General features: G+C 65.2%; 18 protein-coding genes. 3 read left to right on the plus strand and 15 right to left on the minus strand.

Going from position 1 to position 24675, the window contains the following annotated elements; translation table 11 throughout:
* Nucleotides 1–28 precede the first annotated feature (28 nt).
* The 5 genes from H0485_RS12090 to H0485_RS12110 all read right to left on the minus strand — a co-directional run bounded on the left by H0485_RS12090 (nucleotide 29) and on the right by H0485_RS12110 (nucleotide 6026).
* Entirely contained in the window at nucleotides 29–2230 is a 2202-nt protein-coding gene (locus H0485_RS12090) for a polysaccharide biosynthesis tyrosine autokinase (protein ID WP_226935882.1), read from the minus strand.
* A gap of 36 nt (nucleotides 2231–2266) precedes the next feature.
* The gene (locus H0485_RS12095; protein WP_226935883.1) at nucleotides 2267–2701 is read right to left on the minus strand and encodes an arsenate reductase/protein-tyrosine-phosphatase family protein; all 435 of its coding nucleotides are present in this window, start codon (nucleotides 2699–2701) and stop codon (nucleotides 2267–2269) included.
* Nucleotide 2702: 1 nt separating this feature from the next.
* Entirely contained in the window at nucleotides 2703–3782 is a 1080-nt protein-coding gene (locus H0485_RS12100) for a polysaccharide export protein (protein ID WP_226935885.1), read from the minus strand.
* A gap of 224 nt (nucleotides 3783–4006) precedes the next feature.
* Nucleotides 4007–4921, minus strand: coding sequence for a MurR/RpiR family transcriptional regulator (locus tag H0485_RS12105; protein WP_226935887.1), 915 nt, complete (start codon nucleotides 4919–4921; stop codon nucleotides 4007–4009).
* 136 nt (nucleotides 4922–5057) lie between these two features.
* A complete protein-coding gene (locus tag H0485_RS12110) occupies nucleotides 5058–6026 on the minus strand; it encodes an asparaginase (RefSeq protein WP_226935889.1) in 969 nt (322 codons plus the stop codon).
* Between the two features lie 227 nt (nucleotides 6027–6253).
* Here H0485_RS12110 and H0485_RS12115 point away from each other — a divergent pair, with 227 nt between their 5' ends.
* On the plus strand, nucleotides 6254–8647 hold the full coding sequence (locus H0485_RS12115) for an AI-2E family transporter (protein ID WP_226935891.1): 2394 nt from the start codon (nucleotides 6254–6256) through the stop codon (nucleotides 8645–8647).
* A gap of 271 nt (nucleotides 8648–8918) precedes the next feature.
* Here the strand turns inward: H0485_RS12115 and H0485_RS12120 are convergent, their stop codons facing one another.
* Nucleotides 8919–10967, minus strand: coding sequence for a bifunctional aldolase/short-chain dehydrogenase (locus tag H0485_RS12120; protein WP_226935893.1), 2049 nt, complete (start codon nucleotides 10965–10967; stop codon nucleotides 8919–8921).
* A 146-nt stretch (nucleotides 10968–11113) separates the two neighbouring features.
* Here H0485_RS12120 and H0485_RS12125 point away from each other — a divergent pair, with 146 nt between their 5' ends.
* Complete coding sequence (locus H0485_RS12125) at nucleotides 11114–12088, plus strand: sugar-binding transcriptional regulator (protein ID WP_226935894.1); 975 nt, start codon at nucleotides 11114–11116, stop codon at nucleotides 12086–12088.
* Nucleotides 12089–12099: 11 nt separating this feature from the next.
* Here H0485_RS12125 and H0485_RS12130 read toward each other — a convergent pair whose 3' ends face one another.
* The 8 genes from H0485_RS12130 to H0485_RS12165 form a co-directional block, all read right to left on the minus strand.
* Nucleotides 12100–13044: a carbohydrate kinase family protein gene (locus H0485_RS12130; protein WP_226935896.1), complete on the minus strand. Its 945-nt coding sequence runs from the start codon at nucleotides 13042–13044 to the stop codon at nucleotides 12100–12102.
* A 20-nt stretch (nucleotides 13045–13064) separates the two neighbouring features.
* Nucleotides 13065–14075: an ABC transporter permease gene (locus tag H0485_RS12135; protein WP_226935898.1), complete on the minus strand. Its 1011-nt coding sequence runs from the start codon at nucleotides 14073–14075 to the stop codon at nucleotides 13065–13067.
* Complete coding sequence (locus H0485_RS12140; protein ID WP_226935900.1) at nucleotides 14072–15652, minus strand: sugar ABC transporter ATP-binding protein; 1581 nt, start codon at nucleotides 15650–15652, stop codon at nucleotides 14072–14074. Before H0485_RS12140 ends, H0485_RS12135 begins: the two co-directional genes overlap by 4 nt.
* 79 nt (nucleotides 15653–15731) lie before the next feature.
* A complete protein-coding gene (locus tag H0485_RS12145) occupies nucleotides 15732–16733 on the minus strand; it encodes a substrate-binding domain-containing protein (protein ID WP_226935902.1) in 1002 nt (333 codons plus the stop codon).
* 77 nt (nucleotides 16734–16810) lie between these two features.
* Complete coding sequence (locus H0485_RS12150; RefSeq protein ID WP_226935904.1) at nucleotides 16811–17794, minus strand: ABC transporter permease; 984 nt, start codon at nucleotides 17792–17794, stop codon at nucleotides 16811–16813.
* Between the two features lie 147 nt (nucleotides 17795–17941).
* Nucleotides 17942–19993: a bifunctional sugar-binding transcriptional regulator/dihydroxyacetone kinase subunit DhaK gene (locus H0485_RS12155; RefSeq protein WP_226935906.1), complete on the minus strand. Its 2052-nt coding sequence runs from the start codon at nucleotides 19991–19993 to the stop codon at nucleotides 17942–17944.
* On the minus strand, nucleotides 19993–20646 hold the full coding sequence (gene dhaL / locus H0485_RS12160) for a dihydroxyacetone kinase subunit DhaL (RefSeq protein ID WP_226935908.1): 654 nt from the start codon (nucleotides 20644–20646) through the stop codon (nucleotides 19993–19995). Before dhaL (H0485_RS12160) ends, H0485_RS12155 begins: the two co-directional genes overlap by 1 nt.
* A gap of 269 nt (nucleotides 20647–20915) precedes the next feature.
* Nucleotides 20916–21707, minus strand: coding sequence for a peptidoglycan-binding domain-containing protein (locus tag H0485_RS12165; protein WP_226935910.1), 792 nt, complete (start codon nucleotides 21705–21707; stop codon nucleotides 20916–20918).
* Nucleotides 21708–21945: 238 nt separating this feature from the next.
* On the opposite strand from H0485_RS12165, the gene H0485_RS12170 reads away from it, so the two are divergent.
* Nucleotides 21946–22896, plus strand: a complete 951-nt coding sequence (locus H0485_RS12170; protein WP_226935912.1) for a sugar-binding transcriptional regulator — start codon at nucleotides 21946–21948, stop codon at nucleotides 22894–22896.
* A 30-nt stretch (nucleotides 22897–22926) separates the two neighbouring features.
* On the opposite strand, the gene dhaL (H0485_RS12175) is transcribed toward H0485_RS12170, so the two are convergent.
* Nucleotides 22927–24675: a dihydroxyacetone kinase subunit DhaL gene (dhaL, locus tag H0485_RS12175; protein WP_226935914.1), complete on the minus strand. Its 1749-nt coding sequence runs from the start codon at nucleotides 24673–24675 to the stop codon at nucleotides 22927–22929.

The raw sequence follows: 24675 nt of genomic DNA on the forward strand, positions 1-24675 counted from the left end.
TTCCGGGAAGCTGAGCCTCGGGGCGGGATCATTCTTTTTCACTCTGATAGGAATAGCGGTAATTATAATACTGATAGCGGCCACCGTAGCGCGCGGCCTCTTCCTGGCGATAGCCATTCAGCACCGCCCCGCTGAGCTTCGAGCCCGCGCGTTCAAAGGCATGGCGCACGGCCTCGACCTCGCCCAGCTCGGTTTCCATATGCCGCGCCACCACAATCGAGGCCCCGGCATAGCGGCTGACGATGACCGGATCGGTCACGGCAAGCGTGGGCGGGCTGTCGATGATGATCAGATCATGCGTCTCGTTCAGCCTGCTGATCAGCGCGCTGAATTCCTGGCGCATCAGCAGTTCCGAGGGGTTTGGCGGAAAGCGTCCGGTCAGAATGACCGAGAGGCCATCAACCGGGCCGGGGATCAGCACCTCTTCAAGGCTTTTGCTGCGCGCCAGATATTCCGCCAGACCGGGGGTGTTCTTCTCTTTGCGCAGATAGCGGCGCAGATAACCGCGGCGCAGATCGGCATCAATCAGCGCCACTTTCTGCCCGGCCTGGGCGGCCACCACGGCGAGGTTGATGGCGGTAAAACTTTTTCCGGCGCCAGGCGCGGCCGAGGTCAGGTTGATCGAATTGGTGGTGGCATCGAGCATACCGAAATGGAGCGAGGTGCGCAGCGAGCGCAGCCCCTCGGTCACCGGATCATCCGGATGCTGCAGGGCATGGATCGGGATAAACCCCTTGCTCTTGCGATTGCTGACCGCCGCCGGGGCAAAGCTGAGCGTGCCAAAGACCGGGATGCCGATCTGCTCGATTTCTTCCGCGCCGCGGATGCCACGCCGCATCAGGCGGCGGATCATCACAATGCCTGTGCCGGTCATCAGGCCCAGTACCAGGAAGATGGCGACGGTCTGGGCCGATTTCGGCGCGATTTTTTTGCCATCCGAATAGGCGGAATCGATCACCCGCACCGAGCCCACGGTCGAGGCGCGCAGCACCTGCAGCTCCTGCGAGCGGTTCAGCATCTGGGTGTAAACCTGCTCGGCCACGGCCAGATCGCGGCTGAGGTTAAAGATTTCCTTCTGCGTATCGGGCAGGCTGGCGGTATCCTTGCGGATCAGCTCCAGCTCTTTTTCCAGCGAGGCCCGGTTTTCGAGCAAAAGCTGATAGGTCGGGTGACTGGTGGTATAGCGCTTGCGCAGGTCTTCCTCACGCAGCGCCAGCTCGCTCAGCTGCGCTTCCAGCCAGGTGGCGCGTTCCAGCAGACTGCGGGTCTCATATTCGACATCGACCGAGCCCTGCTTCTGGCGGAAGGCATTCAGCACCTGCTGGGCGTGATCCAGGGCCTCGCGGGCGGCGGGCAGCTGCTCTTCGATGAAGCGCAGGCTGTTCTCGGCCTCGGCGGCGCTGCGCGAGATATTCTGCGCCACATAGGCGCGGGCAATGGCGTTGAGCACCCGCTCGGCCCGCTGCGGGCTGGGATCTTTATAGGTCAGGCGCAGCATCGAGGCATTGCGCGAGACCGAGGCGATGGCAAGGTTCTGCTGCACTTCCTCGACAGCTTCTGCCGTGCTGATCCGGCTGAGCAGGAACTGGCGTCCGGCAGGGCCCTCAAGCCGCGCGATATCGAGCAGGAAAGCCTCTTCTCCGGCCAGTCGCAGCGGCTTGTCCGCCTCGCCTTCAACCATCCGGCCATCGGGCAGGGCGAGGCTATAGCGGCCGCCCGCCAGAATTTGCAGCTCCATCTCCGCGCCGATCCAGGCATCGGGGACCCGCAGCGTGTTCACCTCAATCGCTTCATTGCCCCAGGCCCGGCTGGGGATGAGGCCGGGATCAGGCAGGCCAAGCCGCGCCGGCAGCTGGCCAAGCAGCAAAAAGGGGCGCGGCCTGGCCGTGGTCTGCAGATCCAGTTCCAGCACCGCTTCGGAAACCACCATACGCGAGCGCAGGATTTCGGTCTCGGTATCCACCGCAGCAGCGCCGCTGCCGCCATCGCCGAGCAAAGCCTGCATCCCTTCGGGCAGGGCCATTGCCCCGCCCATCCGGGTTTCGAGCTGGATCAAAGCATTGGCCTGATAGATCGGTGTGGCGCGCAGCACGATGAACACACCGATTGCCACGGCAAGGGCGGCCGAGAGCAGGATCCAGTGCTTGCCCGCCCAGAGATTGGCGGCAAGGGCAAGCAGGTCAATCTCATCGCCGGCCTTGTTCTGGTCGGTGCTGGGTACTGCGGACATCAGCTCTTCCTGACAGTTGGTTCAGTTCACGGGGGCTCAGCGGGCCAGACGCCTGGCCCAGCCCCCGGCGGCGGCAATGATCTGGTCGCGAACAACACGGTGAAAATCGATCGGCTTACGATAGGGGTCGGCGATGTTCTTCTCGCCGTTCCATTTGTCGAACAGCATGGTGCGGCCCGAAAGCTGCGGGAAGCGTCGCATCACTTCGCTGCGATGCCCGGCTTCCATCACCAGGATCAGATCATACTGGCTGCCCAGTTCGGCGGTGAGCTGACGGGCGATATGGCCGTCAAGGCTGATCCCGGCCTCAGCCGCGGCGATGCTGGCCTCTTTATCGGCCGCATGGCCGACCACTGCGGCCAGTCCGGCCGAGCCGATGGTCAGACCGGGCAGGCTGGCGGCCAGCGCCCGCTCGCCCAGAGGGGAGCGGCAGATATTGCCGACGCAGACCACAAGAACCGCATTAAACATATCAGCGGGTTCCGATCTCATCTGCCACGCGAGCGGTGGTGAAGGTCGGCAGCAGGCTTGAGATCAGGCGGTTCCAGCGATGCATTGGCGAGGAGGTCACATAGACCACGTCCTGCGGATGCAGCACGAACCGCGCCCCCAGCACATAGGCCACCGGGTTTGAGGCATCGAGCTGATAGACCGTCATCCCCATCCTGGTCTCGCGGAACACGAAGATGCCGCGCGCATCGGCACTGTCTTCCTTCAGCCCGCCGACCCGGGTCACCGCCTGGGTCAGGGTGACATTCTCTTCGGTCAGATCCACCGTGGCAGGCTTGACCAGCTGGCCGAGCAGGAAGGCTTCCTGCTTTTCAAGTTTGGGCACGCTGACCACATCGCCCGGGCGCAGCAGCGGGTTATTGCCGCCCATGCCGCGCTTGAGGAAAGCATCCAGATCAACGGTATAGACCGCGCTGCCCCGGCGCACGGTCACGCCGCGCGGATCGGCAGTCTCTTTCAGACCGCCCGCGGCATCAATCGCATCCAGCAGCGTCAGCGGCATATCGGTCAGATGCTGGCGGTTCGGGCTGTCCACCTCGCCGGTGACCGAGACCGCCTGCGAGCGATAGGCCGCGACACGGACCTCGACCTGGGGATCGGGGATATATTCGCCCAGCCGTTTCATCAGATCGGTGCGGATCTGATCCGGGGTCCGGCCTTTGGCCTGGATCTGGCCGACATAGGGATAGAAGAAAGTGCCATCGGCCTGAACCCGCAGCCCGCCCTCGGCGGGGGTGCGGTTCATCCCGGCGGGCAGGGTCAGATCAGGATGCTCCCAGACCACGATATCCATGACATCGCCAACGCCGACCCGGTAATCCCAGCTGCCGCCCGAGGGCATGGTGCTGCGCCCGCCCTCAAAATTCCGCGGCTTGCTGAAAGCATCCACATTATCAGCGGTCAGGCGGACAATGGCGACATTGGTCGAGAGCTCTTCGACCTCGGTCTGCACCGCGGCATTGCGTACCGGAAAGTCGGTTTTCGTGACGTCACAGCCTGCAAGGGAGATCAGGGAAACTGCGAGCATGGACCATTTAATCATCGAATCCCTATTCGGTTGGCCCGGCAGCGAGCAGATAGCAGGTTTCTGACTGGATAGGCGATGCCGTCGCCGCTGCCAATGGTTTCATCTCACCGGAAGGGGAATATCCGGGGCTATGCGGAAGAAAAACCCATGCTGTGGCAGCGACGGGCCTTCGGACTGTTCCGGGGCGGTGGATGGGCCTTGCCCCCGGACAGGGAAAGTAATGATGTATCTGAAATGCATTAATATCCTGGTCCGGGACCTGGCCCTGTCCGCGGTGCCGCTCTGATGGTGGTGATGCCCGGGATCTGCGGTGCCGCGGCGCTTTGTCCGGCTCTGGCAGCCAGGCCGAGGCTCAGCGCCTGGGCCAGGCAGAGCGGCGCGGCAAGCGCGGCTGACAGGCTGCCCTCATGCCCGGGCACAGCGAACAGAACCTTTGCCGCCTTTGCCAGCGGCGACAGCGTGCTGTCGGCAATCGCGACCACAGGGGTGCCGCGCGCCTCTGCCTCGCCGAGGATCGGCAACAGCTCAGCGGCGGTGGAGCGCAGTGAGATTGCCATCAGCAGATCGCGGCTGGTCATCGAGCTGGCGATATAGGCTGAAAGCCCGCCGGACTGGCCAAGCATCACGCAGCGTTTGCCGGTCATCACCAGCTGGCAGCGCATCAGCTCGGCCACCGGCCGCGAGAGCATCTGGCCGAAAAGAAAGATTGTATCGGCCGCCTGCAGCAGTCGCGTCGTCTCGGCCAGGGCCTGCTGACTGATATTATTCAGCAGCTCCTGCAGCGCGGCAATGTCGCGCAGCACCATATCGGCGAGCAGCCCCAGCTCGCCCCGGTTGCCCGGGGTGCTCAGCCCGGCAGAAAGGGCAGTGTCCCTGGCTTCAAACCCCGGTGCGGCCAAAGCAAGGCGGCTGCGGAACACCAGCTGCAGCTCTTTAAACCCCTGATAGCCAAGGCTCTGGGCAAAGCGCACGAAGCTGGAGGCATGGATATCGCAGCGCCCGGCAATCGCCGTCACCGGCCTGACTGCCACCTCATTGGGATTGCGGGTCAGAAAGACCGAAATCCGCTGAAAGGTCCTGCTCATCTGGTCATGGCGTTCATGGATTAGCCGGATCAGATCGTCATAATCCTGTGGGGCGGCGGGATCGGGCATGGCTATGGCTCCTGCCCGCAGCAGCATGGCTGAACCAGGGCGCCTGGTCCAGGGAATTTGTACTATACGGTTCAGTTTGTGCCCGGATAGCGCTGCGCCGGGCAGGGCTTTGCCCGCCCGGCGCAGCTGGCCCGGATCAGCTGGCCCAGACCTCCAGGGCCTGGGCAAGGCTCTGGCCTGGTGCGGCGCTGACGAAAGCGGCGAGGATGCGCAGCCGGCCCGGCGAGAGATCACCGCCAAACAAAGCCCCCGCCGCCGCCATCGAGGTGCCGCCGCTGTCATTGCCATAGATCGGCCAGACCTCGCCCTCGCTGCAGCGGCTGGCGATGATCACCGGCTTGCCTGCCGCAACGAGGCGAGAGGTTGCCTGGGCCCAGCCATCGGGGAAATTGCCCCGGCCAAAGCCCTGCAGCACCACGGCGCCATAATCCCGGCTGCAGGCGAAATCGAGAAACTCTGCCCCGGCGCCAAAGGCCGCCGCGATCAGCGCCACCTCGCGCGGCTCATGCGCAGTGCCAAAGCCCGGGGCGCGGCGCGGCAGGGCGCGCAGGCTGACCCGGCCCTGATCGAGGGAGCCGATCTTGCCCAGATCGCCCGAGCGGAACGCATCGACCCGGCTGGTATGGGCCTTGCGGACGGCGCGCGCGCCATGAATATCGCCCTCAAACACCACCACCACCCCGGCGGCACCGAGCGGCGCATAAGCGGCGGCGATCACCGCATCGCGCAGATTGCGCGGGCCGTCGCTGTCGGCCTCGCCGGCATGGCGCTGTGCCCCGGTCAGCACCACCGGCTTTTGCGGCGCCAGCAGAAACTCCAGCGCCCAGGCGGTGTCTTCCATCGTATCGGTGCCATGGGTCAGCACGAAACCATCATAATCTGCCATTTCGCGCTCAATCGCCCGGGCAAAGCCGAGCGCATCGCGCAGGCTCAGCGCGTTTGACCCCCTGGCCGGGAAGGGCAGCACATCGACACTGATTTCTGCCGGAAGCTCGATCCCCGCCATCAGCTCGGCACCGCTCAGCTTTGCCGTCACCGGCCCGCCCGGGGCGCTGGCATTGGAGGCAATAGTGCCCCCGGTCGACAAAAGCAGAATTCGTGCCATCAGATCATTCCCCATTGCAGGCCTTGCAGGCCAGAGGGCGCGGATTGTGCTGCAGGCAGCGGGGCTGTCAAGCCCGCGCGCCCCGGAACCTGTGCCAGCCGCGGCAGGTTTCGCCCATGCCCGCTCAGCAAACTTGACCGGAGCCGGACCTGCCCCCAACAATCACGGCTGGGGCGCGGTCCGGGCCGCCGGCACCAGGTGTTGTAGCAATCGTATTGAGGGTCGCCATGCCACAGCCATCTTTACCCGGTTCACTTACCGAAGGCCCGGGCGTGGCCGGGGGGGAAAGTCGCGCCGATCCGGGTCAGCTGCTGCGCCTGGCCGCAGGCCTGGTGATCGCCGCGGTGCTGATCAGCGGGCTCTATCTCGGCCAGGGGGTGCTGATCCCGCTGGCCATCGCTTTCCTGATCAGCTTCGCGCTCGGCCCGCTGGTCACCTTGCTGGGGCGGATCGGCCTGCCGCGCCTGCTCTCGGTCTGTATCGTCATGGTGATTGTCGGCGCTTTCATCGCCGGCCTCGCGCTGCTCGTCGCCTCACAGGTGCGTACCCTCAGCGCCGAACTGCCGACCTATCAGAGCACGATCCGCGGCAAAATCTCGGAGATTACCGAGAATATGCGCGGTCCCGGCTTTCTTGACGGCGCGCTCGATACCTTCGGCGTGGTCCAGGACGAGGTGAGCCATGCTGCTCCGGGCAGCGAAGGCCCCGGGGTGCAGCGGGTTGAGATGGTGCCTGCGCCGCGGTCGCCCTTTGAAACCGCCATTGCCTGGCTCGTGCCGGCGCTTGAGCCGATTGCCACCGCCGGTATCGTGCTGGTCTTCGTCTTTCTGGTGCTGCTCGACCGCGGTGATCTGCGCGACCGGCTGATCCGGCTGATGGGCGGCAATCTGCACCGCTCGACCGATGCTCTGGAAGAGGCGGGGCGGCGGATCTCAAAATATCTGCTGATGCAGGTGGTGGTGAATGTCACCTATGCCATTCCGATGGCGCTGGGGCTGTGGTTCATCGGCGTGCCGGGCTGGATCCTCTGGGGGGCGCTGGCGGCGCTGATGCGCTTCATCCCCTATCTCGGGCCGCTGCTCTCGGCGTTCTTCCCGCTGTCGCTGGCCTTTGCCGTCGATCCGGGCTGGGATATGCTGATCTGGACCGGGGCGCTGATCCTGCTGCTGGAGCTGATCAGCAATAATATCGTCGAGCCTCTGCTCTATGGCACCTCGACCGGGCTCTCGGCGATTTCGCTGATCGCCGCCGCCACATTCTGGACTGCGCTCTGGGGGCCGATTGGCCTGATCCTCTCGACCCCGCTGACGGTCTGTCTGCTGGTTTTGGGGCGCAATCTGCCACAGCTGCAGTTCTTTGAGGTGCTGCTGGGCTCGACCCCGGTTCTCGATGTGCCGACCCGGATCTATCAGCGCCTGATCGCTGATGATGCCGAGGAAGCGATCGAGATCGTCGACCAGGTGATTGCAGAGGGCGATGTCATCGCCTTTTACGATGGCTATGGCATCGATGTTTTGCGCCATGTCAGCGATGATTACCTTGCCAATGCCCGGGTCGGGCACCGGCTGCGCGTCGCCAATGGCATGGATATGCTGCTCGATGATCTGCGCGCCGGATATCGCCCCGAAACAGCCGTCGAAACCCCGCCGCGCATCGCCTGTATCGGCGGCAAATGGGAGATCGACAGCGTCGCTTGCGAAATGCTGGTCCATGCGCTGGAACTGCGCGGCCTGGCCGCGATCCAGCGCCGCGAGGCGGTGGTGACGGCGCGCCATGTCGATAAAATGGCGCTGGAGGGCATTGAGGTGGTCTGCCTCAGCTATTTCAGCCGCGAGCCGGAAAAGCCGATCCGCGCCTTCTGCCGCCGGTTGCGCCAGCGCTGGCCCGGGATCCGCATCGTCGTTGCTTTGTGGAATGCCCCCGGCGCGCTGATCGACAGCAACCGTATTCACGATCTTGGCGCGGATGAAGTGGTCACTTCGGTTGAGGAGGCTTTGCACCGTTTGCGCCGGATGCTGACGCCCGAAGAGGCTTTGCAGGATCAGATCGCGCCTGCGCCGGAAAATGACGCCGAGCGGGTCGAGGCGCTGCAGGAAAGCGAGGTGCTGCAGGGCGGCTCGCGCGAAGAGCTTGACGCCCTCGCCAAACGCGCCTCTCAGGTGTTTGACGTTAAATTCGCGGTGATTTCGGCAATTGATGCCGAGACCGAATTTATCATCGGCCAGAGCATGGACCTGCCGGGCCGGCGCACCACGGATGGCACCGATATGATCACCATGCCCCGCGATGAGGCGATCTGTGACCATGTGGTCGGCTCGGGCGAGCTGCTGGTGGTCAATGACACCCGCCGCGACCCGCGCTTTGCCGATCACCCGGCAATCCAGCTCTGGAATACCCGCTTCTATGCCGGAGCACCTTTGGCTGATGGCCAGGGGCGGGTCTTCGGTGCGCTCTGTCTGCTCGATACCGATCCGCGCAAACTCGGCGATGAGGAGCTGACCCTGCTGGCCGCGATGGCGGCGGATGTGGTCTCGCTGATCACCGGTGATGAGGCGGTCGAGCCCGGGCCGGTGCGCAGCGATCCCGCCAGCTTGACCGTGGGCCAGACCGTGCCCGACTGAGCCAGAGGCTGAACTAAGACAGGGCCAGCCCTCGCCCGCTGCCGGTTTAAGCCAGGCCCCGGGCGAAACAGGGCGCAATGTTCAGATAATCTTTACCTCTCCGGCCCTGACCCCGGACAGGAGGGAGCGGCGCAGCGCCAGCGGCCCCGCTTTGCGGGCGGATCCCCTCAGACATTCCCCGCGGGGAGGGGGAATATCGGGATTTACGGCCCTGGGGGGCGCGCGCGCTTGCGGTCAGGCAGCACGCGGCGCGCGCGCCGGGGGCCTTTTATCAGCGCAGCATGGCCGCGGTATTGCCGCCATCGACGGTAATCACCGCCCCGGTTGAGGTGCGGGCGCGGATCAGCGCCACGGTGGCCTCGGCCACATCGGCCGCGGTGACCTCGCGCTTCAGCAGATTGCCGCGCATATAGACCTCAGGCGTCACGCCCCGGGCTTTTGCCCGCTCCTCAATCATCGCATCGGTCATCAGCCCGGTGCGGATCCGGTCGGGATTGACCGCATTCGAGGTGATGCCATCCGCCGCATGTTCCACGGCATATTGCTTCATCAGCGCCATCAGCGCGGCTTTCGACGTGCCATAGGGGCCGAAATCGGGGCCGGGGTTCACCGCCTGTTTCGAGACATTAAACAACAGCGCCCCGCCGGTCTGCTGCTTCTGCATCACCTTCACCACGGCGCGTGCCGTGTAATGATGCGCCCAGAAGTTCAGCTCAAACGCCGCGCGGAAGTCCTGATCCGAAACTTCGGTCAGCGCGCCCTGCCAGGCTGCACCGGCATTGGAGACCAGTATATCCACGCCGCCAAAGCTCAGCGCCACCCTGGCAATCGCCGCCTCAACCGCTGCCGCATCGGTCAGATCAACGCCGATGCCGATGCCGCCCAGACGCTTTGCCGCCGCCTCAGCCGCTTCTGCGTCAATATCGAGCAGCGCCACCTCTGCCCCCTCAGCGCGCAAAGCCCCGGCCATGGCCAGGCCCAGCCCGCCTGCGCCGCCGGTGATGACCGCCACCTGACGGGTCAGCGGCTTTTCCGCCAGTTTTTTCAGCTTCACCTGCTCCAGCGACCAGTATTCCAGATCGAACAGGTCTTGCTCGGACAAAGCCTCGAAGCGGTCGATGCCCTCGGCGCCGCGAATGACTTCGATGGTGGCCTCGGCCACATCGGCCCCGATCAGCGCCGCTTTGCGGGTGGGTCCGGCGGCAAAGAGGCCCAGCCCCTCGACGTAGAACACGCGCGGCATCGGGTCGAGCATGGTCTTATGGCCGCCGACGCGGGCATTGTTGCGGCTGAAATAGGCGGTGTAATCCGCGATATACTCAGCCACTTTCTGGCGTACGAGCCCGGCCCATCCGGCCAGGTCACCCGCTTTCGGCGCCGGCAGGGCAATGCCAAAGCGCTTGATATGGATGACATGTTCCGGGGTGGCATTGCCGCGCCGGGTCAGATCGCCGACATTTTCCGCGCCGCAGAAGTCGAGGATGGCCTGGCTGGAGCGGTGCTCCATGACAAAGCGCTTCGGCTCGCCCTCGCGCGCGCCGGGCAGCGCCAGGGCACCGCGCAGGATCGGGGCGACCTCGGCCGGAGTGGCCAGGTCTGAGAGCGCCGGGGCGGTGCCGAAGGGCTTCGGATTGCCCGCCGCAATCCGGGTCTCGGCCCGGGTGATCGCCTCGATCATCGCCTCATAGCTGATGCGGGGATCATCGGACCAGGTGAAGATGCCATGTTTCAGCAGGATCATCCCGGCGGCATCGGGGCGGGCCTGATAGGCCTGATGGCAGACCTTGGCGAGGTCAAAGCCCGGCATGACATAGGGGACGATGATGAATTCGGGGAAGAGTTCCCGGATGATCGCCTCGCCCCGGGGCTGGTTGGTCAGCGCCACAATGGCATTGGCATGGGTGTGATCGACATGGCGGAAGGGCAGGATGGCATGCAGGATCGCCTCGACCGAAGGGTTGGGCGAGGCGGGATCGAGCAGCAGCCGGCGCTGCAGCATCACCATGTCATCATCGGACAGGCTCTCGTAGCCGACCATGGCCTTCAGCCCGGCAAGCCGCAAAGCCGGCAGGCCCGGTGGCTCGATCTGGCCCATATCCCAGCCCGAGCCCTTGACGCAGAGCACCTCAACCGGGGTGCCGTCATGGTCGTTCAGGGTTGTCTTCACCGAGGTATTGCCGCCGCCATGCAGCACCAGCTGCGGCACCTGGCCCAAGAGCCGCGTGGTCCAGGTCCGGATCGCCACATCGCGGTTCACCCCCGCTTTGACATAGGCATCGACGGTGCGGGTGAACGCTTCATCTGACCACAGGGATTGCATTGGTCATCCTCCTTCAGGCGTGGGGCAGCGGTTTTTGTCAAATGACAGCATTGTATGTCAAAGGTCAACAGCTGCGATGGGGAATGCCTGGCGCTGGCAGAGGAAACATGCCAAACCGGAGCAGCGGGCAAGAGGCTGAGAGTGAAATGGCGACAGATCCGGGTGGACGCAGCAGGGTGGCGATTCCGGCTGAGTTTGATGATATCGTGATCTGGGCGGCCTGGCTCTATTATGAACAGGGGCTCAATCAGAGCGATATTGCCCAGACCATCGGCGTCTCCCGCGCCTCGGTGGTCAATTATCTGCAGGAAGCGCGCGAGCGCGGCGTGGTCAGGATCAGCATGGATCCGGGCGTGATGGCGCAGCAATCGCTGGCGCGCGGCCTGGCCGGGCGCTTTGGCCTTGCCGAGGCGCTGGTGGTGCCCGTCGCCCCCGGCAGTGACAATCAGCAGCGCCTCGCTGCGCTTGGCGCGGCAGGCGCGCGTCAGCTCGAGCGGATGCTGACCCCGGGCGAGACGCTTTGCGTCTCCTGGGGCAAGACCGTACTGGCGGTGGCCGATGCGATTTCGCAGCCGGTTGAGGGGGTGACGGTGGCCCAGGTCACCGGGGCCGCCCCTGGCAACCGCGATTTCTCGGCCGAGCTCTGCACCGCTATTCTGGCGCGCAACCTCGGTGCGGTCAGCAAGGTCATGCATGCACCCGCCGTGCTGTCGGATGCGCGGCTCTGTGAGGCCTTGCGGCGCGAGCCGGTGATTTCGCAGCAATTCGCGCTGATCCGTGCGGCGCAGACCATCCTGTTTGGCATCGGCAGCATGGGGCCCGACAGCACGATGCGCATTGCCGATATTGCCAGCGCCGAAGAGATCAATGCCTATGCGGCGGCAGGGGCAGAGGCGGTGCTGATCTGCCGCTTCCTTGATGCGGCGGGCCGGCAGGTGCGGCGTGAATTCGATCAGCGCATGATGGGGATTGAGCTTGATGAGCTGAAAGCCATCCCGCGGCGGATCTGCGTGGCCGGCGGCCTGAGTAAGCTCGGCGCGCTGCGCGCCGCGCTTCAGGCCGGCTATATCAGCCATCTGGTCACCGATGTGGAAACCGCCTCAGCCCTGGCTGAGGGCTGAGGCCGCCCGGATCAGGCTTTGATTTTCGCGGTGTTCATGAAATCGAGCGTATGTTCGAAAGAGCGGATCCCGGCATCCGAGCCAAGGCCGGTGGCGACCAGCGCCGCCGAGGCCTGAGCAAAGTTCAGCGCGGTTTTCAGATCCATTTTATGGTGCAAAGCGGTGATGAAACCGGCGTCGAAAGCATCGCCGCAGCCGGTGGTATCGACCACCTCGATCTCAAAGGCGGGCTGGCGCACCACATTGCCCTGATGGTCCATGAAACAGACCCCTTCGCCCCCCAGGGTGAAGAGGCAGTGTTTCACCCCGCGCGCGAGGAAGAAGCGTCCTGCCGCCTCGACATCCTCTTCGCCCGAAAGCACCCGGGCCTCTTCGACCGAGGGCATGAAATAATCGATATGCGCGAAGAGCGGTGCCACCAGGCTGATGGTATTCTCATTCGCGCCGAGCAGATCGAAGGTCACGGTGCGGCCCCGGCGTTTGGCCTCGGCCAGGAGGCGCGCGCTCGGCTCGCCATCCAGCCTGGCCAGCAGGCCGGTGCCGCCAAGATGGATGATCGGCGGCGCGAGCACCGCATCGAGGCTCTCGGGCAGGATGTCGAAATGATCCGAAGCGCCGCGCTGATGCAGCGCCGGGCGGTCGCCATTGCGGCGGATATTGAGGATCGAGGCCGAGGTCGGCACGCCTTTAAGCCGTTGCATCTGCGCCGTATCGACGCCGAAGCGCTGCAAATTCGAAAGGACGAAATCGGCTTTCTCATCATCGCCCACCGCCCCGACGGCCAGGCAGTTCAGCCCCTGTTTGGCCAGATCGACCACGGTTCCGCCTGCGGTTCCGGCGACGGTCAGCCGGATTTCCTCGATGAAATCTACATTGCCTCCGGGCGGGATCGCATCGACCGGGCGGCCCAGAACATCAAGAATATAAAGGCCGATGACCGAGACATCATGGGTCATATTTAATCCTCCGGTTGGGGTCAGCTGCGGCTGCGCAGCGCGAAAATCGTGCCTGCGAGCAGAATGAAAATGCCGATAATGGCGAGCTGAAGCGTGCTGGGGATGCCGACAAAGACCAGCACATTGCTGACGAGGGTGATCAGCAAGACGCCGAGCAGCGTGCCGGTGACAGTGCCGGAGCCGCCGGTGATCCGCGCCCCGCCGAGCACGACAGCGGCGATGATCTCAAGCTCCATCCCGGCGAGGTCGAAAGGATTGGCAAGCCGGTTCGAGGCCACATGAACAATGCCCGCGATCCCAGCCAGCAGCCCGGCCCAGCCAAAGACAAAAAGACGGATATGCAACAGGTTAAAGCCGAGGCGCGCGGCAATATCGGGATTGCCGCCCGAGGCGAAGATCGCCCGGCCCATCAGGGTGCGCTCAAGCAAAAACCAGGTGGCAAAGGCCGCCCCCACCAGCACCAGCACGGTGGCGGGCAGGCTGGAGATTACCCCGCTCTCGCCGGTCCAGGTCCAGAGCGAGGCCTTGCCAAAGGCCTCCATCGAGGCGGGCAGGTTCATGAACAGCGCGGTGCCGACAAAGGTCAGCAAAGCCGAGCGGATGATATATTGCGTGCCGATGGTGACGATCAGCGAGGGCGCGCGTAAACTGTGGATCAGCAGGCCGTTGACCACCCCGAAAGCCGCGCCGCCGAGGCCGGCGAGCGGCAGGATCACCCAGAGCGGCATGGCGGGAAAGACATTATGCACCAGCATGGTCAGCGCATACATGACGAAGGCGGCGATGGCGGTGAAGGAAACGTCGATCCCGCCCGCGGCCAGCACCACCAGCACCCCCATGGCGAAAATACCACGCACCACCGAGGCGCGCAGGATGTCGAAGACATTGTTCATCGCGAGGAAATTCGGATTGGCAATTGCCACGCCGAGCACGGTGAGGAGGATCAGCCCGAGGGTGAACAGCTCGGGGCGGCGGCCGGTCAGCGCGCGCAGGCGCGTGAACAGAGGGATGGGCAGGCTGGTCTCGGTCATGCGGTCACTTCCCGGGCCGGGGCCGCGGCGGATCCGCTGGCCATTGTCTGATAGAGGCGGTCTTCATCGGTGCTGGCGGCATCATAGCTGGCGGCAATCGCCCCCTGGCGCATCACGAGGATCCGGTCGCAGTTCTGCAGCAGTTCGGGCAGGTCATCCGAGATGATCAGCACCGCCATCCCCTCGCCCGCGAGGCGCTGGATGATGCGGAAAATGGTATCTTTTGAGCCGACATCGACGCCGACCGTGGGGCCGTGCAGGATCAGCAGGCGCGGATTGATGGTGAGCCAGCGCCCGATCAGCACGCGCTGCTGATTGCCGCCCGAAAGCGACTGGACCGGGGCCCCGACATCGGGGGCGACGACCTGCAGCCCGGCGATCTGCGCTTCGGCAAGGGCGCGGGCGCGGCGCGGGCTGATCATGCCAAAGGTATTTTTCAGCCGGTCGAGCACCGGCAAAGTGACATTTTCGCGGATCGGTTTTTCGAGGAACAGCCCCTCGGTCAGCCGGTCCTCGGGGACATAGCCGATGCCGGCGGCAATCGCCTCGCCGGGCGTTTTCGGCCAGATGGTCTGGCCGTCGAGCTCTATCCGGCCGCTTGCGGCGGGGCGGACCCCGGCAAGGGCGAGGGCCAGCTCATTGCGGCCGGAATCGAGCAGGCCGGTTACGCCGAGGATCTCGCCGGCGGCAAGGCTGAGCGAGAGATCGTGGAAAGCGCGGGGCTGGCTGAGGCCGGACACCTCGAGCAGCGGTGCGCCGGTGACAGAACCGGTGCGGTAGCGCGCCTCGGAGATTTCGCGCCCGGTCATCAGCTGGCTGATTGCGGCTTTGGAGGTGGTGGCGACGGGACGGTGGGCAACAATCTCCCCATCGCGCATGATGATCGCCTCGCCGCCGAGTGATTTCACCTCATCAAGCTTATGGGTGACGAAAAGCACGGTGACGCCCTGATCGAGCAGGCGGCGTACCACCAGGAGCAGGTTCTCGACCTCCTGGCGGGTCAAAGCGGTGGTCGGCTCATCCATGATGACGAGGCGGGCCCTGGCGGCAATGGCGCGGGCAATCGCCACCAGCTGCCGGCTGGCCAGCGGCAGGCTGTCGGTGCGCCGGGTCAGAAAAGCCATATCGCCGGGCAGATGCACCTGTTTCAGCGCCTGCGCGGCCGTGTCGAACAAAGCGGCGCGTTGCAGCCGCCGGGCCAGACGCCCGCCCGCCGCCACCAGCTGACCGGTCAGCGCGACATTCTCGGCCACCGAGAGATTGGGCAGCAGCGAGAGGTCCTGGTAGACGGTTTCGATCCCGGCTTTCAGCGCGCCGATCGCGCCCAGATCCCCGGCGAGGGTGCCGGTGGGCATTCCGTCGATCAGGATCTGGCCCGCGCTTGCCAGCTGCGCCCCCGAGACGATCTTGATCAGCGTGGATTTCCCGCAGCCATTCTCGCCCATCAGATGATAGATCTGCCCGGCCTCAAGCGTCAGGCTGACATCTTTCAGCGCCTGCACGCCGCCAAAGCTTTTGCGCAGGTTGCGGATTTCGAGAAAGGGCGGCGGGGCGGGGGTGGCGGGTTGCGAGAGCATCACGGAAATCCTGTGATCCTGGAAAAACGGGAAGGCGCAGAGAGGCGCGCCTTCCCCGGAAAGCTGCAGTGGTGCTGGCTCAGAACGGGTAGTCTTTATAGCCGTCTTTGCCGACCTCAACCCAGGCCTGGCCCTGGATGATGATGCCATTGCCCGGGCCTTTGCTGACCTTGACGGCAGTATAGCCCGGCACGCCGAGATCGGCGCCATCGGCGATTTCCTCGCCGTTGAGCACTTTTTCAGCCACGACGTTCATCACGAAGCCCGCGTCTTTCGGATCCCAGAAATAGATCTGATTGACCGCGCCCGATTCCAGATAGGGGCCGGTGTCTTTCGGCAGGCCGAGGCCATAGACGCAGACTTTGCCGATCAGGCCCGCCTCTTCGACGGCGCGGCCAATGCCGATCACATCAATGGCGGAAGAGCCCTGGAAGCCCTTGATATCGGGATAGGCGCGCAGGATTTCCTTGGCCTTTTCATAGGCTTTATTCGCGTCATTGAAGGATTCGTTCTTGGCCGCGACCAGTTCCATCCCCGGGTGATTTGCCGCCGCGCTTTCGGCGCCGGCATCGGCCCAGATCACATGGGTCAGGCTGCCGAGGGAACCGACGAAGCTGGTCCATTTGCCCTCACCGCCCATGCAGCCGGCGAGGCCCTCGTTGATTTTGCGGCCGAAGGCAGCATTGTCAAAGGCCTCGATATCGACATCGGCATTGACGATGCTGTCACCTTCATGGGCGATGACCTTGATGCCACGGCTCTGCGCCCGGCGCAGCACGCCTTCGAGCGCCGAAGGGTCCATCGGGACAACCGCGATGGCCGAGACGCCTTTTGCCACCAGATCCTCGATGATACGGGCCTGCTGCGCGGCATCGGCCTGAGCCGGGCCGACCTGAACTGCGTCGATATTCTCGCGCGCGGCATCAAAGGCTTTCACGCCCTCATCCATCCGCACGAACCAGCCTTCACCGGTGATTTTCACCACGGTGGTGATGGATTGTTTGTCCTGAGCCATGGCCGCACCTGCGATCATCGCCCCGGCGATCATGGCGCTTCCCGCCAGTTTCGCGATCAGTTTCATGGGTTTTTCCTCCTCCAGGGGTCAGGGACATTTATCAGCGCGCGCCTCTCCCGCCCTGAGGGGGAGGCGGCTTGGTCTCATCGCATGGGTCTGAGCCAGAGCGAGAGGTTCACCCGCGCCGAGGCCAGCAAAGCGAGGAGCAGAACCCCCCAGGCCAGGTCGCGGAAGAAATTGGATATGCCGAGGAAGTTGAACAGGCTCGACAGGATCTGCAAAGCGGTGGCGGCGAGCAGGACGCAGAGGATCCGGCCATAGCCGCCCTCGGGTTTTACCCCGCCGAGGACAGCGATCAGAATGGCGATCAGCACATAAGAGCTGCCGTAATCCCATTTGACCGAGCCGGCGCGCGCGGCAATGACCACGCCTGCGACCGAGGCCAGCAACCCGCAGATCGTATAGGTCAGCACGATCATCCGCCGCACCGGCACGCCGCCATAGCGCGCGGCTTTCTCATTGGAGCCGAGCAGCATCAGCCTGACGCCAAAGGGGGTGCAGCGCAGCAGATAGCCAAGCGCTCCGGCGATGATGACGAACAGCGCAAAGCACAAAGGGACGCCCAGCACCGGCAGATTGCCGAAATCATCGAGCGGCGGGATATAGCCAAGGCTGACCGAAGAGCCATTGGTCAGCCAGACCGCGATGCCGGTGAACAGGAGTTGCGTGCCCAGTGTGGCGATCAGCGGCGTCAGCCCGGTGAAAGCGATCATAAAGCCGTTCAGCAGCCCGCCGGTCAGGCCAACGCAAAGCGCAATGGCCGCGAAGCTCCAGGAAAAGGCCATGGGGGCCGCGGCCGGGGCGATCAGCTGGCTGGCGATCAGAAAGGCGGTGATGCCCGAGAGATTGGCCAGAGCAATGCCCGAGAGATCAATGCCGCCATTGCCGGAGATCATCGCCAGAGCCACTCCGAGCGCCAGCAGACCGAGTTCAGGCACCTGCGAGGCCATGATCTGCAGATTATAGCTGTCGAGGAAATTTGCCCCGGCAATCCAGCCGCCGGTCAGCAGCACGATGATATTGATAAGCGCCAGAAAAACGGTCTGGCGGTCGAGATTGCGGATCACGGTCTTCCTCCCCCCGAAAGCACGGCCGGTGACGCCTCCGGGCGCTCTGCCTCTCTGCTGTCGTTCTGTATATCGACACGGCTGCCTGACAAATGTCAATAGCGCCTGGCGGATGTAATCAAAGCCTTTGGTCTCGCCGGGGAGGGATTATTTCACCGGCGGGCTGATCTGCAGCGCCGGGGTGGTGCAGGGATGGTCGAGCAGCGCCGCCAGATCGTCATCGAGATGCAGCAGCGAGAGCGAGACCCCCTCCATATCCAGCGAGGTGTAATAGGGGCCGACCAGCGAATGGCTGACGCTGACACCATGCGCTTTCAGCCGCTGCCGGATGCGGCGGTTCAGGATGTAAAGCTCCATCGCCGGGGTGGCACCGAGCGAATTGACCAGCACCGCCACCCGGTCGCCGCGCGCCGGGGCCATTTCGGCCAGGATGCGGTCGAGCAGCAGATCGGCGGCATCATCGGCCGGGACCATGGCATGGCGCATCTCGCCCGGCTCGCCATGCACGCCGACGCCGATTTCCATCTCACCGGGGCCGAGGCTGTAGCCGGGGCGGGAGCTGTCGGGCAGGCGGGCGGGCTCCAGTGCCAGGCCCATTGTATAGACCCGGGAAGCGGCGCGGCGCGCCAGAGCCTCGCAGGTCTCGAGCGAGGCGCCCTGATCGGCGGCGGCGCCGGCGATGCGGAAGACGAAGACATTGCCCGCGACGCCGCGGCGCGAGGCGCGGCTGTCGGGCGAGGAAGAGGCGATATCATCACAGGTGACGATCTGGCGCACCGCGATGCCCTCGGCCTCGGCCATTTCCCGGGCCATGTCGAAATTCATCACATCGCCCGAGAAATTGCCGTAAATATAGAGCAGACCCGCGCCGCCATGCACCGCCCGGCTGGCAGCCAGGATCGGCCCGGGCGGCGGCGCGGCGAAGATATTGCCGATCACGGCGGCATCGGCGCAGCCCCGGCCGACATAGCCCCAGAAGCCAGGCTCATGCCCGGCGCCACCACCAATGACGATGCCGACCTTGCCCGGGCGCGGGCCCTGTTGCGCCATTACCGCCCGTCCGGTGCCGGGGACGGGGGCGATCAGATTTTCATGGGCCAGAAGCGCCCCGGCCAGGCTTTCATCCACCGCATCCCTGGCGGCATTGATCAGCTTTTTGCCATAGCCGCGCGCGGCGGCGGGGCTGACGGGATCGGGGCTGTTGCGGCGCGGGCTTTCCTGCCAGCCATCGGCGGTGAGCACGCCGCGCGCGGTGGCGGCATCGGTGATCAGCACATCAATATAGCCGCCGCGCAGCGCCGCCAGGATCGCCGCCACCTTATCCATGCCGCCGGCCACGGCGATTTTCTGCGAGATCGCCCGCAGCCCCGCCAGATCAAGGCCGATGGTGCGGTCATTGACCGGGCCGCTGACCAGCTCGCCGCGGGCCGAGATAAACCGGCCGAGCAGGCTGCCGACCGCGTCCTGATAATGGCTGCGCTGGTCGATCCCCTCGAGGAAGCCCGAGCTGTGGATGGTGCTTTCGGGCCGCATCGAGGAGATGCCCATGACGATGCGGCTGGCCTCGCCCAGCACCTGCAGCTGCTCGGCGAGCACCGGCTCCTGCATCAGCAGATCGCGCACCGCGGGCGAGGAGACGATGGCGGGCACGGCAAGCGGGATCCAGCGCGCGCCAAGCGCCGAAGCGAGGCGCGAGGCGCAGGCCTCGGGCGTCCAGGGGATGCGGGCGGTGGTCGAGCCGGTGGCCTGAACCACGCGGATATCGGCAAGGCCGGGATGATGCAGCGCATCGGCCAGGGCCAGCACCGTGCGCCCCCAGGTGACGGCCAGGGTATCGCCCGGGCGCACCAGACGTTTCAGCGCCATGGCTCCGGCCTGGCCGAGGCGCTCAATCAACGGCATGGCCCCGCCTTCTGAGGGGATGACGAGGCAGTCCTGCAGGCCGAAATGCTCTTTCAGCGCCCGCGACAAAGCCACGGCGCGGAATTTCTCGGGCTGGATCTCGATATTGACCAGGCCGCGCGCCCGGGCATCGGCCAGCCAGGTGTTCACCGAAGCGCGCGACAGCCCCATTTTCTGGGCGATCTCGCCCTGGGTCAGCCCGTCCTCATAATAAAGCCAGGCGGCCCAGAGCAGGGCATCATCGCCAAAACGCATCGGCATTTCTGCCAGAAGTCCGCTGTCGGGGCGCGCCGCCATCAGCTGTTCCCCCGGCTCAGAAAGGCACTGGCCCCTTCGCGCAAAGCGGCAATGATCACCACGGCCGAGGCCGCGCCGGGATCGATATGGCCCAGCGAGCGGCTGCCGAGGCGCGAGGCCCGGCCAAGCGCCGCGATCATCGAGCCGGTGGCATCGCGGCCCTCTTCGGCGGCGCGCTGCGCGGCGCTGAGCCGGGTCAGGCAATCCCCGCTGCTGGCCACGACCGCGCGGGCGGCGGGACGCCAGGCGTCAAGCATGGTCTTATCGCCGGGGCTGGCCTTGCCGCGGGCGGCGATGCCGTCGTGAAAGGCGATCACCAGTTCGGGCAGCCGCGCAAGTGGCAGGGTCGCGAGGCCCTGAAACCTTTGTCCGGCGGCGAGAAAGGCACTGGCATAGAGCGGGCCGGTGGTGGCGCCCACCGCATCGAGGAAGCTCTGGGCGGCGGTCGGGAACAGCTCGCCGGCGGTTTTCCCTTCGCGGCTGGCGATGGTCAGCGCCCGGGTCAGCGCGGCGAATCCCCCGGCCATCGAGGCACCGTGATCACCATCACCGATCGCCCCGTCGAGGGCCGCCAGCTCGGCCCGGGCCTCGCCGATGCGCAAAGCGATGATGCGAAACAGCTCGGTCAGATCGGCGGGGCTGAGCTCTGGCATGGTTATCCCATCTGCTACAGAGCATCGGCCATTGCGTGCCCCGCGCCAAAGGGCGCAGGCCGGGCTGTCTGCTGACGCTCTGACGTCCTTCCATAGGGCGCCTGCCGCATCGGCCGGATCCCCTTTGTCTGATTTCTTGCTGCGCCTCTGTCATTTGTCAATTGTAATCTGTCAGATGTCAGGCCGCATCGGCTCAGAGGGACCGGGATGTAAAAACACCGCCGCGGCAGGGGCCGGGCGGTGTCTCTCATGCGCGCGTCAGACCGGGATCAGATCCCGCTCTGTACCCGGATTTCGCGCAGCTGATCGGCGGTGATATAGCCGGTGGCGCGCTGCCCCTCATCGCGCTGCCAGGCGGCGATGGCCTTGCGGCTGTTGGTGCCCAGCACCCCGTCAGCCCCGCGGGTGTTATAGCCAAGCGCGGTCAGCCCACGCTGCAGATCGCGGCGCTCGTTCTGGCTCAGACCGAGCAGCCGCTCTTCATTGCGGTCATCGGTGGAGGCGGTATTGCCGCTGCCATTGTCCCCGGGCAGCACCGTGCCGGCCTGCTCGCCGATCAGGCGCAGCTGGGCTGCGGTGATATAGCCGGTGGTCTCAGCCTTATTGGCCTTTTGCCAGCCGCGGATCGCCTCACGGGTTTTGCGGCCCCAGAGCCCATCGGCCTGGCCCGCATCATAGCCGATCTGGATCAGCTGACTCTGGATCGTGGCGCGCTGCGTGCGGCTGAGGCCGAGCTCGGCCTCAACTGCCATGGCGCGGTTGCCGGTGGGGGCACGGTCATCGGATTTGGGCAGCTGGGGTCTGGTCTGGTCGCCAAAACGCGCGATCTGGCGTTCTGCATCGGCGCGGTAGGCGCCATTGGGGAACTGGCGCAGATAGGTCTGATAGCCGGCGAGGGTGCCGGTATTCTGGGCCTGGGCATAGGCCTGGCGGTCGGATTCCTGACCGAGCAGGCCTTTGGCGACGCCGGTGACAATATCCTCAAATTCGCTCTGGGCCAGTACCGGAGTGCTGAGGCCAAGACCGGCGGCCAGCATCGTGGCAGCTAGTGTTTTATTCATCATATCATCCTTTCACACAGGGGATGGCCCGGGCATGGGAGAGGCCGCCTGGGCAGATACAGTCCGGGCCGATAACGCCGCTGCCGCCGGGCTGTTCCCGCCGCTGCCGGATTTCGGCCCGGCATCATGCTGTGACGTTGGGGATAGTCCGCCCGGATGCAGGGAGGGCGCGGGGCAGGATGCGGGCAGTTGTCGGGGGCGGGGCCGCATCGTATGAAAGAGGGCCTGGGAGGACGATATGGATGCGGATGAAGTCTGGAGCGAGCTGGAGCGCACCCGTGTTGCCTGGTTTTATTTCGTCGGGGGCCTGACCCAGCAGGAAATCGCCTCGCGCATGGATATGACCCGGCTGCGGGTTAATAAGATCATCGGCCAGGTGCGCGATCAGGGGGCGGTGCAGGTCGATCTGACCCTGCCGCTGAGCGATTGTATCGCGCTGGGGCTGGATCTTGAGCGGCGTTATGGGCTGAAAGAGGTGCGGGTGGTGCCTGATCTGCCCGATTTCCTCGATCAGAAGCGGGTGATCGGCGAGGCAGCGGGGATGATGGCCAATGCGCTGATCGCGGGCCGGGATCTGGGGATCGGCGTCTCAACCGGGCGCACGCTGAGTTTTGCGGTGCGCAAACTGACCGCCACGCCGCATCCGGAAAGCTGGGTTGTCGGGCTGACCGGCGGGGTGACGCGGTCTTCGGGCACCAATTCCTTTGAGGTCGCCACCAGTTTTGCCCGTCGCCTCGGGGTTGAATGCCATTATCTGACGGCGCCTTTGTTCTGCGCCTCGCCCGAGGGGCGCGAGATGCTTTTGCTGCTCGATGAGCTGACCGATGTGCTGGCGCGCACCGAGATTGCTGAGATCGGCATCACCTCCTGCGGCGCGCTGGATGAGAATACCACGCTGACCCAGATCCGGGTGGTTAAGGATCAGCTGGAAGAGATCCAGCGTCAGGGCGCAGTGGGCGAGTTTCTGGGCTGTTTCCTCGATGCCCAGGGGCGGCCGATTGACCATTTTCTGAATGAATCGCTGATCGCGCTCTCGCCGGAAAAGCTGAAGCTGAAGCCGGTCTCGATCCTTGCTTCGGGCGGGGTCAGCAAAGTGCCGGTGATCCGGGCGATTTTGCGGGCGGGCTATGTGAACCGGCTGGCGACCAATGAAGCCGTGGCCCGGGCCTTGCTGGCCGGGCCACGCTGAGAGATCAGGTCTGATTATCAGGCGGGGCTATCAGACGGGGGCGCGGTCGAGCGCCGCGCTCATCGCGCGCAGGATGATAAAGGTCGAGGCCGCGCCGGGGTCGATATGCCCGACCGAACGGGCGCCGAGCTTGGCCGAACGGCCGCGCCGCGATTCCAGCGCGGCGGTGGCATTCATGCCGCGCTCGGCCCCGTCGCGGGCCGCCTGCATCACTTCGCTCTCGCTGGCTGTGGCGCCAAGGCCCTGGGCGGCCTCAACCGCCGGAACCCAGGCGTCGATCATGGTTTTATCGCCCGGCTCGGCCCGGCCCCGGTCGCGGATGCCCTGCAAAGCTGCGGCCAGCCAGGTGGCCAGCGCCGCGCCGTCAAGGTTCTGCCGCCCGCCCACCGCCGTGCCCGCGCGCAGGAAGGCCGTGGCGTAAAGCGGGCCGGAGGAGGCGCCGACCGCATCGAGGAAGGCCTTGGCCATGCGTTTGCAGCTGCCCTCGATCGTCTCATCCTGGGGCGCATTGGCGAGGGCGGCCTGCACCGCTTTCCAGCCGATTTCCATCGTCACGCCGTGATCGCCATCGCCGATGACGCCATCGAGTTCCGAGAGCCAGTCGCGCGCGGCGATGATCTGGCGCCCGGCCTCGGCCATCATCTCGCGAAACACCAGCGGGGTGATATTGCCCAGGGTGATCAGATCGGCCTGGGGAGTGGCTTCCTGCGCCTCGCTCCCGGTCGCGCGGCGCTGGGTGCGCGCCCCCCGGGTGTCACCGGCGGCTGTGCTGCCAACCGTCAATGCCACGCTGCGGCAGGGATGGTCGAGCAGCCCGGTCAGCTCATCATCGAGCTTCAGCAGGGTGACCGAGGCCCCGGCCATTTCCAGCGAGGTGGCATATTCGCCAACCCAGGAGCGGTGGATCTGAATGCCCCTGCCGTCGAGGATCTGCTTCACCCGGTTAAAGATCAGGTAGAGTTCGACATAGGTGGTGGCGCCAAGGCCATTGACCAGCACCGCCACCCGGTCCCCCGCCACCGGCTGCATCTCGGCAAGGATGGTGCTGACCAGCTCATCGGTGACGGCATCGGCCGTCGCCAGCTTATCGCGGCGCATACCGGGCTCGCCATGCAGGCCCATGCCGATCTCCATCTCGTCATCGCCGATTTCGAAATTCGGCTTGCCGGTCTGGGGCAGCGAGCAGGGGGCAAGCGCCACGCCCATCGACAGGGTATGGGCATTGGCTTTCCGGGCCAGGGCCTCGACCCTTGCGAGCGGCTCGCCCTGATCGGCGGCGGCGCCGGCGATTTTGAAGACGAAGAAATCCCCGGCAATGCCGCGCCGCTCGCCCCTGCGGTCTGCCGGGGCCGAGGCCACATCATCCGCGACGGCGAGCTGGCGGGCCGGAATGCCTGCGGCTTCCAGCTCTTCCAGCGCCATGGTGAAATTCAGCACATCGCCGGTGTAATTGCCGTAAAGCATCAGCACACCCGCGCCGCCATTGGCCTGATGCGCCGCATCGGTGATATGGTCGGGCGAGGGCGAGGCGAAGATATTGCCCACCGCCGCCGCATCGGCGAGGCCGCGGCCGACATAGCCGGCGAAGGCCGGCTCATGGCCCGAGCCGCCGCCGATCACGATGCCGACCTTGCCATCACGCGGCCCGTCGACGGCCACAATCGCGCGGCCGGTGCGACCCTCGAGGCTGAGGATATCGGGATGTGCGCCGACCATGCCCTGGATCATCTCGGGGATGATATTTTCGGGCAGGTTGATCAGTTTTTTGCTTTTGTTCAC

The sequence above is a fragment of the Pseudogemmobacter faecipullorum genome (assembly GCF_020539525.1).
GTDB lineage: Bacteria > Pseudomonadota > Alphaproteobacteria > Rhodobacterales > Rhodobacteraceae > Pseudogemmobacter > Pseudogemmobacter faecipullorum.